13 protein-coding genes are annotated in these 14,671 nt (G+C 40.2%); 10 read left to right on the top strand and 3 right to left on the bottom strand.

Translation table 11 applies throughout. The annotated features are described in order from the left end of the window. The first annotated feature begins 52 nt into the window (after nucleotides 1–52). Genes astA through PSM_RS17630 form a run of 3 tightly spaced genes read left to right on the top strand, consistent with a single transcriptional unit; the run spans nucleotide 53 to nucleotide 3,393 of the window. The gene (gene astA, locus PSM_RS17640; protein ID WP_013463229.1) at nucleotides 53–1,087 is read left to right on the top strand and encodes an arginine N-succinyltransferase; all 1,035 of its coding nucleotides are present in this window, start codon (nucleotides 53–55) and stop codon (nucleotides 1,085–1,087) included. An 8-nt stretch (nucleotides 1,088–1,095) separates the two neighbouring features. Continuing rightward, nucleotides 1,096–2,562, top strand: a complete 1,467-nt coding sequence (astD, locus tag PSM_RS17635; protein ID WP_013463228.1) for a succinylglutamate-semialdehyde dehydrogenase — start codon at nucleotides 1,096–1,098, stop codon at nucleotides 2,560–2,562. A 27-nt stretch (nucleotides 2,563–2,589) separates the two neighbouring features. Further along, nucleotides 2,590–3,393 (top strand): DUF1338 domain-containing protein, encoded by an 804-nt coding sequence (locus PSM_RS17630; RefSeq protein WP_013463227.1) that lies wholly within the window; start codon nucleotides 2,590–2,592, stop codon nucleotides 3,391–3,393. Nucleotides 3,394–3,607: 214 nt separating this feature from the next. Here the strand turns inward: PSM_RS17630 and PSM_RS17625 are convergent, their stop codons facing one another. Then, entirely contained in the window at nucleotides 3,608–4,888 is a 1,281-nt protein-coding gene (locus PSM_RS17625; RefSeq protein WP_013463226.1) for a flavohemoglobin expression-modulating QEGLA motif protein, read from the bottom strand. 146 nt (nucleotides 4,889–5,034) lie between these two features. Between PSM_RS17625 and PSM_RS17620 the strand changes: the two genes are divergently transcribed. The 7 genes from PSM_RS17620 to PSM_RS17590 all read left to right on the top strand — a co-directional run bounded on the left by PSM_RS17620 (nucleotide 5,035) and on the right by PSM_RS17590 (nucleotide 11,847). Then, entirely contained in the window at nucleotides 5,035–5,292 is a 258-nt protein-coding gene (locus PSM_RS17620) for a DUF3081 domain-containing protein (protein WP_013463225.1), read from the top strand. Beyond that, nucleotides 5,292–5,594, top strand: coding sequence for a hypothetical protein (locus PSM_RS17615; RefSeq protein ID WP_016899726.1), 303 nt, complete (start codon nucleotides 5,292–5,294; stop codon nucleotides 5,592–5,594). Before PSM_RS17620 ends, PSM_RS17615 begins: the two co-directional genes overlap by 1 nt. 438 nt (nucleotides 5,595–6,032) lie before the next feature. After that, nucleotides 6,033–6,608 carry a transcriptional regulator BetI gene (gene betI, locus PSM_RS17610; protein WP_049775601.1) on the top strand — a complete coding sequence of 192 codons (576 nt, stop codon included), beginning with the start codon at nucleotides 6,033–6,035 and terminating at the stop codon, nucleotides 6,606–6,608. A gap of 1 nt (nucleotide 6,609) precedes the next feature. Further along, entirely contained in the window at nucleotides 6,610–8,073 is a 1,464-nt protein-coding gene (gene betB / locus PSM_RS17605) for a betaine-aldehyde dehydrogenase (RefSeq protein ID WP_029609952.1), read from the top strand. 9 nt (nucleotides 8,074–8,082) lie between these two features. Beyond that, nucleotides 8,083–9,750 carry a choline dehydrogenase gene (gene betA, locus PSM_RS17600; RefSeq protein WP_013463221.1) on the top strand — a complete coding sequence of 556 codons (1,668 nt, stop codon included), beginning with the start codon at nucleotides 8,083–8,085 and terminating at the stop codon, nucleotides 9,748–9,750. A gap of 166 nt (nucleotides 9,751–9,916) precedes the next feature. Further along, nucleotides 9,917–11,134, top strand: a complete 1,218-nt coding sequence (locus PSM_RS17595; RefSeq protein WP_013463220.1) for a BCCT family transporter — start codon at nucleotides 9,917–9,919, stop codon at nucleotides 11,132–11,134. Between the two features lie 8 nt (nucleotides 11,135–11,142). Then, nucleotides 11,143–11,847 carry a TorF family putative porin gene (locus PSM_RS17590; RefSeq protein ID WP_008111449.1) on the top strand — a complete coding sequence of 235 codons (705 nt, stop codon included), beginning with the start codon at nucleotides 11,143–11,145 and terminating at the stop codon, nucleotides 11,845–11,847. Nucleotides 11,848–11,946: 99 nt separating this feature from the next. On the opposite strand, the gene PSM_RS17585 is transcribed toward PSM_RS17590, so the two are convergent. Continuing rightward, a complete protein-coding gene (locus PSM_RS17585; RefSeq protein ID WP_008114037.1) occupies nucleotides 11,947–14,193 on the bottom strand; it encodes a carbohydrate binding family 9 domain-containing protein in 2,247 nt (748 codons plus the stop codon). Nucleotides 14,194–14,334: 141 nt separating this feature from the next. Further along, nucleotides 14,335–14,658: a ferredoxin FdxA gene (gene fdxA / locus PSM_RS17580; protein ID WP_008114035.1), complete on the bottom strand. Its 324-nt coding sequence runs from the start codon at nucleotides 14,656–14,658 to the stop codon at nucleotides 14,335–14,337. Between the last annotated feature and the right edge of the window lie 13 nt (nucleotides 14,659–14,671).

The following is a 14,671-nucleotide window of genomic DNA, read 5'->3' as shown; positions in this document are numbered from 1 at the left end:
GGCAAACACACGTTTACCTCAGGATTTTATATGTTGTTGGAGCAAGTAGTTAATGCAAGTATTACGTCCTATTACTGTCAATGATTTTGCAGCACTTAAAGAGATTGCCATTGAGTCTGGCCATGGCTTTACCTCTTTACCTGTCGATGATGGGCAACTACAAGAAAAAATTGATCGTGCGCAAAACAGTTTTACTAAAAACGTAGATAAGCCCATCGACGAAAGCTATCTATTTGTTTTAGAAGACAGTGAAACCGGCAAGGTAATTGGTACTACCGCCATAGAAGCGGCCGTCGGGTTATCTGTACCTTTGTATCATTATCATCTAGGTAAAACCGTTCACCATTCACCCACTTTAAACGTTTACAATACCGTAGATATTTTGAGTATGTGTAATGACTACACTGGCTGCTCAGAAATATGTACTTTATTTTTACGTGAAGACAGTAGAAAAGGCTTAACGGGACGTTTTTTATCACGTTCACGTTTTTTATTTATGGCGCAACACAGTGAGCGCTTTGCCGACACAGTAATTGCTGAGATGCGTGGTGTTAGCGATGAAGACGGTCACTCGCCATTTTGGCAATGGTTGCAGGAACACTTTTTTAGCATTGAATTTCCACAAGCCGATCATTTAGTGGGGTTAGGCGATAAAGTGTTTATTAGCGAACTCATGCCTAAATATCCTATCTATGTGAATTTGCTGAGCAAAAAAGCACAAGCGGTGATTGGCCATGTGCATGATAAAACCAAACCAGCACTTAAACTGCTTGAAAAAGAAGGTTTTGAACACCGCGGATATGTTGATTTATTTGACGCAGGCCCCACAGTAGAAGCAAAGCTCGGTAATATTCGCAGTATTCGTGATTCACAGGTGTGCCCTATTACTATTGGCGAGCTTGAACATATCAATGAGCAAAGCTCAGACACCCTTGCTATTTGTAATCAAGGGGTTAGTGATTTCAGAGCCACATTCACCAAACATGCTCATTACAATCAGGCAAAGCACACCTTAATCATCAGCCAAGAAGTAGCTGATGCACTTCATTTAAAACAAGGAGATGCAGCGCGATTTTTCCGCCTGTAACATTATTTATGAACACACAACTAATTAATAATCAATGGCTTGTAGGCAAAGGCCCTGCGTTTGATTCTATTAACCCAAGTAATGGTGAAATTGTATGGCAAGGTAATGGCGCCAACGCAGAGCAAGTTGACAGTGCCATTAAAGCGGCAAGAGCCGCGCAAGTTCAATGGGCAGACATGCCAATTGAGCAACGTATTACCATTTTAGAAAACTTCGTAGCCCAACTAAAAGAACACAGCGAAGAGTTTGCCACTATTATTGCTCGTGAAACAGGTAAACCGCTATGGGAAACACGCACAGAAGTGGGCGCGATGACAGGCAAAGTGGCCATTGCGATCCGTGCTTACAATGAACGTACTGGTACAACCGAAAACCCAATGCCTGGTGCAAAAGCCCTTATTCGCCACAAACCTCACGGTGTGGTCGCTATTTTTGGTCCGTATAATTTCCCTGGGCATTTACCTAACGGCCATATTGTACCAGCCATACTAGCCGGTAATACCGTGGTATTTAAACCATCAGAATTAACTCCTCATGTAGCGCAGTTTACCTTAGAACTATGGTTAAAAGCAGGCTTACCTGCTGGGGTTATAAACCTTGTTCAAGGTGAGTTAGAAACAGGTAAAGCGCTGGCCTCACATCAAGATATAGATGGCCTATTTTTTACTGGTAGCTCAAACACAGGTCATTTATTACATAAACAATTTGCCGGCCACCCAGGTAAAATTTTAGCGCTTGAAATGGGCGGTAATAACCCGCTAGTGGTTAAAGATGTTGCTGATGTCAGCGCCGCCGTGCACGATATTATTCAGTCTGGTTTTATCACCTCTGGTCAACGCTGTACTTGTGCACGCCGTTTATTTATTGAAAAGTCGCCCAATGGCGATGCTATTTTAGAAAAGCTGATCAGCGCCACCAAAAATATCCTAGTAGACGATAGCTTTGCGGACGATCAACCTTTTATGGGTGCTATGATCAGTGAAAAAGCCGCATTAGGCATGGTTGCAGCGCAAGCTGAGCTAGTTAAACAAGGTGCTGAGATTCTTGTTGAGCTTAAACAGTTAAAATCAGGCACTGGGTTTGTAAGCCCAGGCATTATTGATGTCACTAATATAAGCGAAATTGCCGATGAAGAACACTTTGGCCCGCTTATAAAAGTATATCGTTACACTGATTTCAATAGCGCTATAACAGAAGCAAACAACACCAGCTTTGGTTTATCTGCTGGTTTACTTGCTGATAGCGAAGATGATTACAGTCACTTTTTAAAACGTATTCGTGCCGGCATTGTTAACTGGAACCGCCCTATTACAGGCGCATCAAGCGCAGCGCCATTTGGTGGTATAGGTGCCAGTGGCAACCACAGAGCCAGTGCATACTACGCTGCAGATTATTGCGCATACCCAGTGGCCTCTGTAGAGTCAGAAAAAGTTAACTTACCGCAAACCCTCGCGCCGGGCTTAATAATTGAATAACAATTTAAATAGATTTAAGGATTTACCATGCATACTGATGTAAACACATTATTTGATAACCTGTGGCAAAACTACCTAAGCGTAACGCCATCGGCTGACAAAATTCATGACCTATTAGGCTCAACGCAAAAAGACGACATAATCAACGATCATATTGCGCTGCGTACTTTTAATATTGAAAAAGTAGGCCTTGAAAAACTAGCTGCACACTTTTTAGCCATTGGCTACAAAGAATGTGGTGAGTACCATTTTGAAGCAAAAAAACTCTACGCTAAGCACTACGAGCACAGCGATCCAACGCAACCTAAAGTGTTTATTTCTGAGTTATTAGTTGAAAAATGCTCGCCTGAGCTTCAAGCAATTGTTACTGATATGGTTGCACAAATTGACGAAAGTGCGGTGACTGCCGATAACTTTTTATATTCAGGTACACATTGGCAAGTAAGCACTGATACTTACAAAAAGCTATTAGCAGAGAGCGAATATGCGGCGTGGATGTCTGCGTGGGGTTACCGTGCAAATCACTTTACTGTGAACATTAACACCTTAGCTAAGTTTGATAACATCCATGATGTAAACCAAGCTCTTAAAGATGCAGGTTTTTCACTTAATACCTCAGGAGGCGAAGTAAAAGGCTCACCAGAGGTGCTATTAGAGCAATCATCAACTTTAGCTGATGAGTACGCCGTAACCTTTAGCGATGGCGATATGCGCATTCCTAGCTGTTTTTACGAGTTTGCTATTCGTTATCCAAAACCTGATGGTGAAATTTACACCGGTTTTGTCGCTGCCTCTGCAGACAAAATATTTGAAAGCACCAACGCACGATAACCAAAGTGTGTTGAATTTAAAAAGCCCACTTTTGGGCTTTTTTTATGCCTAATGAATGGTTTAAAACAATTTTATGCATCGATAAAACAATAAAAAATGAGAATAATCAATTGCCCCCTTATGGGCATGCAGGCTTATGTGTGTAAACTTAAACGCAGTTGCTTATTCCCACTGCGTTTTTTTGCTAAAAAAGGAGCCGCTTTCCTCTTTAATATTATAAAAACAACGGCTTATAGTCATTTTCTAATTGTTCAAAAGACAAATCGCCAATAAATCGACCAAAGCTGAGCCACGTAGCAAGGCCTCTTAAATCTTTAAAATGAGGCGGCACAAATTGCGGATTTTCAATGACACCTAAGTCATGCAATTGCGATATTAATCTAAAGTCATCAATTGATATTTTACCCACCAGCAATAATGGCAACTGATCAATTCGACCAAGCTGTATCGCCACCCTAATTAAGTTGTAAACTAAAACAAAGCCTTTTATGTAAGCAATATCTTTGGTAAACGGTAAGCCCGTTGCGGTACTGCCTCTAAAAACGCGCTGTGCAAGGGTATAGCTGTCGTCTTTTGATAAACCTTGAGCAACGTAATCTCGGTAAATATCGATAAACTCAGCGCCATCAATCACTTTCGTCACCGCTTGAATACGGTTTACTAATTTGGATAAGCGACGTGGTGTTGATTTAAGAGTAATAATTTCCGTCAGTACTGCAAGCCCCTCTTGGGTAACCGTAGAGCTTGGTGTGCCTTTACTCAAACAGGTTAAATAAGGTTGCGCTAAGCCATTTTGAGTGGTGCCTACATGGATCCAGCCCTCATGCACTTCTAAAATATCTAATTCGCGCTGAGAAAACTTAACATCTTGATTGAGCTTAATATTATTAGCACCTGCTGCCGCATCGCTGACAATACCATCACTTAGCATCACTTCTACGTTTATTCCCGGCATGCTGGTATTGACCTGTTCAGATAAAATCCGCACCGCGTCGCTAGCATCAATATTTTTAGGATCTTCAGGCAAAATATCCGCTGCAAGTAAATTTTTTAAAGGCTGTTCGAGCATATTAGCCAGTTCTGATAGAGATGGCTCACCAGCATGAAACAAATCTTTAGGATGACCAAATAGCTCCACTGATAAGTCATGAAACTCTGGCGTACCGCGGTATTCAAGCATGCTCAGAACCGTTTTATATTCGGTACACATTTTACCCATATATTGTGCAATTGGGTTTAATTGCCCCAACTGGTTAATAATATTGCGGTGCAGTGTTGAAAATGCTTGGCGCAACTCGCTAGGAACAAATCCTAAATCGCGCTGTTGATAATAAGCACGATCAATAAGTGGATTTTTTTGACATTTTTGTCTAAAAAACTCCTCTTTAATTTGTTTATCCCAATTTATTGCATCGAGTATTCTAATGGGTGTTTGCAATGCAATGAGTTGGTCGGATAATTCACGAGTTTTCAAAAGTAACGCTTTGTCTATCATGGTAAAAGCTCAACAAAAAGTGAACTTTGAGCATAATTTATAAATGAAAAATAACAAAGCAATATCATACTTTTTAGACTATTGTTTTTATGATGATCGACCCTCACTTCTATAGCGTATGAGTGATTAAATAAAAGGGACAAACAATGAAAAATGAAATCGACAATAAACAAATTCTAGCGGTTTACGAACGCATTCAACAACGCGGAGAAGTCACAGAAGAAGGTAAATTTTATCAAGGGATCACTGCATATTCTGACATAGATGGCTATACCGTCTATTTACAAGGCAGTGGTGTTTTACTTCGCTTTGGGTTTCATAATACTTATCACCTTGATTATGAACATGACAAACACAAAGACGACTTTTTGAAAAAACTTTATAACATAGCTAATGAAGAGTGATGCGATCAACAAATAGAAGAAACAGACCAACCAGTTCGCGCAATTTGCTGTTTATTAACCAAGTTATTGCGCAATTAAAAGCAGAACCTGAAAAGCTGCAACTCATCAAAAACAACCTTGCTTATTACCGGGCGCAAACGCATTTAAAGCGCGGTTTTTTACTTGCAATAGAACGCTTTGATTGGGTATTTGAAGCGACCGATAATATTGATGAAATTTGCGACCAAATTATGGCAGACGATTATATTGGCAACCGTTTAAGACGTTATCCTTTGCTCTTTAAAGGCGTTGTTGAAACCTAAACAGCGTCTTTATTTATCTCTTCACTAAGTTAACATTTCTGTAAATTAATCTCATATTTCACTTCCTAAATCTTTTTTCTTGGATCTTCCCACAAACTCGCCTTACCGCTTTTTAAAGTAACCTGCCCACAAAAAATACAATTAGTACTCTAATAGTTATCACACTAATAAATAAATCACTAAAAGTTTCACCAATTATGTAAACAAATAATTACACAGCAAAAAGCAATCAAAAAAACACACGTAAAAAATTGTTATTAAATGATATTTTATAAAAATTCAGCTTGTTGATATAACTTCATTTTAGACTTATTTTATTAATTATTTATCCACATTTCAGACACTCACCATTTGCATGAACCTTGAATTGTTAGAGCTATTACCTTAAGCTTATCTTTATTGAACGATCAATTAATAAAAATTATGCCTAAAGTTGGAATGGAACCTGTAAGGCGTCAGCAGCTAATTGACGCAACAATAGAGTCAGTTGCTCAAAAAGGGTTACAAGCAACCACAATTAATAGTATTAGCAAAAATGCGGGGATGTCTTCTGGCATAATTAGCCATTACTTTGGTGGGAAACAGGGGCTAATTGAAGCAACTGTGCGTTACTTACTGTCTAACTTGAAAGATGACTTGATCAGCAAAGTAAATGAAAAGACCACGCCAACTCAAAGGTTAATGTTTATTGTTGAATCAAACTTTGCGCTAGTACAACAACGAAAAGACACCACTCGGACGTGGTTAAGTTTTTGGGCGCAATCAATGCACGACAAGGAACTTCATCGTTTACAAAATGTAAACAGCAAACGCTTGCAAAGCAATTTAACCGTTTCATTTAAGCAATTAATGCCTTTAGCGCAAGCGAATCTCGCGGCAGAGTTAACCGCAGCAATGATCGATGGTTTATGGCTACGAGCCGTATTAAGCCAATCAGACGAAAATCAGTTTAAACACAGTGAATCACTGGCTAAAAACTACGTGCATTCACTTATCAAGCAATATGGAGCCTAACGTGACTACACCTATCTATCAAAACTTTATCAACGGTCAATTCCTTGCAAACAAAAGCGGCGAAACATTTGATGTAGTAAATCCTGCAACCGGCCAAGTAAATTATGCCGTTGAAGTTGCCGATGAATACGTTCAAAACGCAGCAATTGAAAGTGCAAAACAAGGCTTTAAAGTTTGGTCAGCCATGACCCCTATTGAGCGCAGCCGTATTTTATTAAACGCCGTTGCTATTTTACGCAAGCGTAATGATGAGCTTGCACTAGTTGAAGTGCTCGATACCGGTAAACCAATGCAAGAAGCTAACTGCGTAGATGTTGAAACAGGTGCAGATGTAATTGAATATTTTGCAGGCCTTGCCCCTGCGCAAGTTGGTCAACAACAAATGGTTGGCGATGACTTTTACTACACACGCAAAGAGCCTTTAGGTATTTGTGCTGGTATTGGTGCATGGAACTACCCATTACAAATTGCATGTTGGAAGTCTGGCCCTGCCCTTGCAGCGGGTAATGCATTTATTTTTAAACCTTCAGAAGAAACCCCGCTTGGCGCAATTAAATTAGCAGAGGTGTTTATTGAAGCAGGTGTACCCGCTGGCGTATTCAATGTAGTTCAAGGCGCGAGTGAAGTAGGCCAATGGCTTACTGCACACCAAGATATTGAAAAAGTATCGTTTACTGGTGAAGTAGGTACCGGTAAGAAAGTCGTCGCCAGTGCTGCAGGTACATTAAAAGATGTGACTATGGAACTAGGTGGTAAATCGCCGTTACTTGTCTTTGACGATGCCAATATAGAGCAAGCAGTAAGCGCGGCAATGTTAGGGAACTTTTATACCCAAGGTGAAATTTGTACTAATTGCACTCGTATCTATGTTCACAAAAATGTGTACCAGCAGTTTATTGATGAGCTTAAAACTCGCACCGAAAACAATATTATTGCCGGTGATCCACAAGATTTAAACACTAACTTTGGCGCGCTTATTTCTAAAAAGCATCAAGATTTAGTGCTGAGCTACATCAACAAAGGCCTTGAAGAAGGGGCAACGCTATTAACCGGTGGCTCAACGCTTTCACCAGCATCTGCGCCAAATGGTTATTTTGTAGCGCCAACCGTATTTGTTGATTGCAACGATGAAATGACCATCGTTAAAGAAGAAATTTTTGGCCCAGTAATGAGCGTTTTAGTATTTGATGACGAAGATGATGTAATTGCACGTGCTAACGGCACTCACTTAGGTTTAGCTGCAGGCGTTTTCACCAGCGATATTAAACGTGCTCATCGCGTTATTCATCAGCTACAAGCCGGTATTTGTTGGATCAATGCTTACGGTAACTCGCCGGCAGAAATGCCTGTAGGTGGCTATAAGCAATCAGGTATCGGCCGCGAAAACGGCATACAAACGCTTGATCATTACACGCAAACTAAGTCTGTTTATGTTGGTATGGCTGACATAGAAAGCCCATTTTAAGGAATCATTATGAACCACTCTTTTGATTATATTATTGTAGGCGCAGGCTCTGCAGGCTGTGTGTTAGCAAATCGCTTGTCTGAAGATTCAAGTAACAAAGTATTGTTACTTGAAACCGGCGGCAGCGATAAAAGCATCTTTATTAAAATGCCCACTGCTCTGTCGATTCCAATGAATACCGATAAGTATGCGTGGCAATTTCATACGCAGCCAGAAAAGTACTTAGATAACCGTGAAATGCACTGCCCACGCGGTAAAGTGCTTGGCGGCTCATCATCTATTAATGGCATGGTGTATGTACGTGGTCATGCGAAAGATTTTGATGAATGGCAGCAACATGGCGCTAATGGCTGGGATTATCAAGCCTGTTTACCGTATTTTAAAAAAGCAGAAAGCTTTTATCTAGGTGAAAACAGCCATCGTGGTGGAAAAGGCCCCCTTGGCGTTAATAACGGTAATAACATGGAAAACCCTTTGTATAGCGCCTTTATTGATGCTGGTGCTCAAGCGGGTTATGCCACTACAGCTGATTATAATAGTGCTCAACAAGAAGGCTTTGGCCCTATGCACATGACCGTTAAAAACGGTGTGCGCAGCTCAGCCTCTCGTGAATATTTAGATCCGATTAAGCATCGCAGTAATTTAACAATTGTAACCGGTGCACTTGCTCAGCGCGTTATTTTAGACGGCAAAAAAGCAACCGGTGTTGAATACAAGATCAATGGCACAGTTAAAACAGCCACAGCAAGTAAAGAGGTTATTTTAAGTGCGGGCTCTATCGGTTCACCTCACCTGTTACAACTGTCCGGTATTGGTGATACACAAATACTTGAAAAAGCAGGTGTTGAAGTAAAACATCACCTACCAGGTGTTGGTCAAAACTTGCAAGACCATTTAGAGTTTTACTTTCAATATAAGTGTAAACAACCCATTACCTTAAACGGTAAATTAGGCTTGTTTTCTAAAGGTTTAATTGGTGCAAAATGGCTGCTTACCCGAAAAGGTTTAGGCTCAACTAATCACTTTGAATCGTGTGCCTTTATTCGCTCAAAACCGGGTGTAGAGTGGCCTGATATTCAGTATCACTTTTTACCGGCAGCGATGCGTTATGATGGACGCAGTGCTTTTGCAGGGCATGGTTTTCAAGTGCATGTAGGTCATAACAAACCTAAAAGTCGTGGCAGTGTCACTATTGCCTCAGCAGATCCGACGCAGCCGCCAAAGATTGTGTTTAATTATCTTGAGCATCAAGACGACATTGAAGGCTTTAGGGCGTGCGTACGTTTAACGCGTGAAATTATTGAACAAGCTGCCTTTGACGACTTCCGTGGTGAAGAAATTCAACCAGGGCAACAAGTTCAAACGGATGAGCAAATTGATGCCTTTGTGCGCCAAGCAGTGGAAAGTGCTTACCACCCTTCTTGCTCTTGTAAAATGGGTGAAGACGACATGGCTGTAGTTAACTCAAATACCCAAGTGCATGGCATGCAAAGCTTGCGTGTAGTTGACTCGTCGATTTTTCCAACCATACCTAATGGTAATTTGAATGCCCCTACAATTATGGTGGCCGAAAAAGCCGCTGATATTATTTTAGGTAATAAGCCTTTAGCTCATACAGGAGTTGATGTTGTGAATGCCACTGATTGGCAAACTTCACAACGAAATAAAACCCTTTAATTTAGCCTGCCATAAAGGCCACTCTTTTAAGCAAAATGCTTTAAGGAGTGCCTTTATGCGCCTTGCAGTGGCTCACAAGCATAAATAGGTTATGCCTGTGTTAATGCAAGCACAATAAAAAACGGAGTATATATGTGTTATTTTTATTCATTCTGGGAGGGCGATAATGACTATTTGGCTTAATGCAGGCATTATTTTCACCTTACTTGCCATTGTTACTATTTTAATAAAATGGGGCAATGTACGCGTAGTAGGCGTCACACCAGTGAGAACATTCACTTTTATAGCAATCCTGTTTACCTCAGGCCTAGACGTTGGCCTTATTATGTTCCCTTTAACCGAATTTGCCGGTTATGCAGACATAAAAGCAAGCCCAGAATATGCATTTGCCAATCCTCTCTCAATTGAGTTTGGTTATTGGGGATTTTTAATTTGGGGATTTTATTTTCTTACGTGCTTTTATTTCTGTGTAATAGAACCCAAAGTGAAGTTTTTTGAAATTCCATGGGTTAAGTTTTTAAACAACGTGGTCATTATTGGTACTTGTGCGTTTACCGCTTACTTATTACTGAGTAACTTGCCATGGTATTTACCTGAACTCGGTGATGGCTCAAATGTTATTCCTGCGTTTTACTTAATCGTGCTTGCCGCTATTTGCTTTGCGGTGTATTCAAGTACCGATATTAAATATGTACGCTTTTTAAGTATTGCAACTACTTGGTTGTTTATAGCCCTAATTGGCTTTATGTGGGCTGATGCCTTCTTATTTGGCGACAGTGAACTCTCTGCATTTACTAAAAACATCGGATTAATTGGTAATTACTTTGCCAACATCAATGAGTTTGTATTACCACTGAATGATTACCATGAGTTTTACTTATTTTGGTGGTTTGCGTGGAGCATTATGATTGGTCAATTTACATCGCGTTTTGTGGGCGGTTTAAAAACCTATCAAGTCCTTGGTGCTATGCTGATTTTCCCATCGATTCCAATCGCTATCTGGTTTAGTGTGTTATATCACTACCATGAAGCCGGTATTCCAACCGAGGGAATCAAAAACTTTGCTATGGTGTTTGTAGGTATCGTATTTGTTATTAACTCGCTCGATTCACTGATCCGTTTATACACAGATAATTTAAACCTAACCGTAAAACGCTTTGGTAAATTTAAATATATTGCCATGAACGTTGTCGCTTTGTCGCTACTAACACTGCTATTTAAGCTTGAGTTTTTGCAAATTCAATGGGTGGGTGCTTTAGTTATAGGGTTATTCTTTATTTGCCTTGGTTTTATTGCCTACAGCAAACTTAAAACGGTCAGCAATATCGAAGGATCGCCTAAAGCGAATAAAATTGATTACACAAAAATAGAAACTATCAGCTAGTAAAACACATGAACAATAAATTAAAACAACTTTTTATCGCTTTACCGTTCACCGTTTTATCAACAACGGCAGCGGCTAACTGGTCAACAACGATTACGGCTGCATCTGATTACACCTTTAATGGTGTATCACAAACAGATAACGATCCGGCACTGCAAGCAAGCCTTGACTACGCGTATGATAACGGTGTTTATGCCGGTGTATGGGCATCAAACGTAGATTTTGGTGATGACACCGACTTTGAACTAGATGCTTATGTAGGCCGATACATTCAGTTAAACGAACAAGTAAGCCTGGATTACGGTATTGCTTATTACACTTACCAAGGTAATAACAGCGATGGTAACTACGCCGAAGCGTATACTAAATTTGGTTACACCAGTGACTACGGCCAAACAGAGCTTAACTTTTGGTACAGCTGGGATTACTTTGGCTACGATACTGGCCATGTGATTTCTATGATTGCGCACACTTACGAGCTTGCGCCAAATCATGCGATTCGTGCCAGCTTTGATATTTCAAACTCACTCGATGGCAATAAGTTCCAATGGGATGAAGCTAAGGGCGACAAATCGTATTATCACTACCGCTTAGCATACCAAACGAGCTATGAAGGGTTTGGCATTGAAGTGGCTGCTGAGAATACCAGCCTAGATTACGATTACGCAGATGAGCGAATTGTACTTGCTATCTCACGTACATTTGACTTGTAATAACTAGGTTTACCATTTAGTAAACACAAAAAAACACGCTACCCAGTAGCGTGTTTTTTTATTGCCTAGCAAAATCTTACTTTTATATTATTTATAGCGTTATAACTGCCACGCATAACTGACTTTAGTAAAGAAAGTACGTTGGTCTCGCTCAATGCTTTTTAACGAGTCATCCTGATAACCTTTATCTGAATACCCTAAGTAAAATAAGGTTTGTGCGTTAATTTTGTATGAGTACACCAGCTGACTACCGTAATCTTTGTTGATTTCGCTAACCTGATAAAAGTAAGCATCCTCATTTCTGTCTATATCTTCAAACTGTAAAATCAGCTTAAGCATAGCGCGCATACTAAACTTATAATAAAGCCTAAAATCAATAAGGTTTGCGGTAAAAACACGTCGCCCTTGGTAATCATCTAAATGGCTATAATTATGCCTAACATCGACCTGCCAATGGTTATTAATATCCCAAACAGCCTGCGATTGTGTGGTTAAAACATCGCCTAGCTGCTCATTAGTGTAATCTATACGGCTTGCGTATTCGGCATATAACGATAATCTCAGATCTTTTGACGGTCTAAAAGCCGTATAAAAATAACCAATATTTTGGTTATAAAACTTGCCGTTATAATTTTCATAGCGATTTAATAAACCCAGCTCAAATACAGACTGCTTTTGACCTTGAAAGGTCATGTAACCTTCGTATTCTTCTTCAAGTAACTCGCCATTTTGCGCCCAGGTTTTATCCCAATCGGCGGTGTATGACCAGGTTGTTAGCATGTCATGTTCATCACCATACCAAGTTTGTCCGCCACCAAAGCCTACTTTTTCATAGTCTACCTTTTCTTGATAACCTAAATCGGTGCGGTAATCCTCACCAATATTGTCATAGGTCGCGTAGAGCTTATAATCACGCTTATCGCGTGTCAGCTTTAATGCATACGCCATATCCGACTGAGTGTCTGCTAAATTGTAGTTATCAACTAAAAACTGCGAGTTGTTGGTATCAGCATGGGCTATTTGGTAATTAAGCGTATCTGACTGATTAAACCAATAGCTGCCATCAACCGATAACACCGTATTATGGTAATCACTACTTTCTCTATATGTTGAAGTGACACCAATAGTACCTTGTTGGCCAATATCATATTGGTATCGAGCCACCGCCGCCTTAGTTTTATCATTTAGGCTGGCAAAGCCTGAGCCTTGGTTGCTGGGCAGTAAAACATTACTGTTGTCGTCATCGGCAAACATTAGCGCATAACTGTGGCTATCGGTTTTACCGGTGAGCTTTGCACCAATATTAGGCTCAGCTATGGTACGGGTATAAAGCAGTTCAAATAAATTACTTTTAAAATAAGACGCGCCATCTAAGAAAAACGGACGCTTTTCAGCGTAATAAATAGAGTAAGTGGTGTTTACATCCAGTTCTAAAGAATCGGTTTCTACCTGAGAAAAGTCTGGATTTATGGTGGCATTGATCACGGCATCTTTGGTGATTCCCCAACGAAGATCAAGCCCTACTTCAGTGTCTACATCGCCATTATCCCACGCACCCGGTACCTGTGTTTTTTGATCGTTTCTCAGTGCGGTTAATGTTGGCGTTAGCTGTAGGTTTTTACTTGGTGCTAAATTATTAAATCCGCTTATTTTGTCAAACTGACATAAACTACATTTAATATCACGGTCAAAGCCTGTGCTTGATAATTGATACAACACATCACGCTGATAGTTTCGCATTACAGCAAAACCCCAGGTAGATTGATCTTTATTTTGCGCAAATCGCAGCGCTTTAAACGGAATACGCATTTCAACTACGTAACCTTGCTCGTTTATGGTACCGGCACTGTCCCAAATGGCATCCCACGATAAGTCTGACACCCATTCATCGGTATCCGTCATGCGAAGGTCACCTTGAGCGCCCAGTGGGTTTACATAAAACTCATAGCCTGTACGTTCATCGTTAAAGGTATCAATCACCAAACCGACAGTATCATCTTGCCAGAGGGTATCTCTGTCACGAAGCGCCGCGCGAATTTTACTCGGATCGGGGTCGTAAGCTACAAACGCCACATATAAATTATGACCATCGTCATAAAGGTATGCATCTGTTTTTACTGGCGGTGTGCCTTTTTCATTCGGCTCATCTTGGTAATTTACCGCAACATGTGTTGCTTGTTGCCAATGTGGCTCGTTAAGCACGCCATCTACATCAATATTTTTATTAATGTGCGCGAGTTGATAATTAAGCTTATCGGCAAGTGCATTAGGGCTGAGAGTTAAACCGAGGCTGAAGCTGATAAAAAACAGCAATGTTGTTATTTTTATAGGTATAAAGTACTGCATAAACATCCATTTAGGTTTATTTACTTGTTAAAAGTAAACTTTGCTCAGGAGTGTAAATTATACAGGTACATTTGTTAATAGTTGCGCGCTATTATTTGCAATAAAATTAACAAAAAACTAATACACAACGAAGTGGAATGATTATGTGTCGAGAAGTTTTAATTTATTAGCCACACCATTCCAGCTATCGGCATCTTCCGGGGCGGGTTTAACTTGCGTTATACGTGGCCATATTTCTGCTAGCTCCGCATTTAATTGGGTAAACTCTTTTTGCGATTCAGGTAATTCATCTTCTTGAAAAATAGCATCAGCGGCACACTCAGGTACGCATAAACCACAGTCAATACAGTCAATAGGGCTAATAGCCAAAAAATTAGGACCTTCAAAAAATGCATCTGCAGGGCATACTGATACGCAATCAGTGTACTTACATTTTATACAATTTTCGGTGACTACAAACGCCATAATGGTTTAATAC

This window comes from Pseudoalteromonas sp. SM9913 (genome assembly GCF_000184065.1).
GTDB lineage: Bacteria > Pseudomonadota > Gammaproteobacteria > Enterobacterales > Alteromonadaceae > Pseudoalteromonas > Pseudoalteromonas tetraodonis.
Note: the sequence above shows the minus strand (reverse complement) of the source record. Positions and strands in the feature narration are given on the sequence as shown.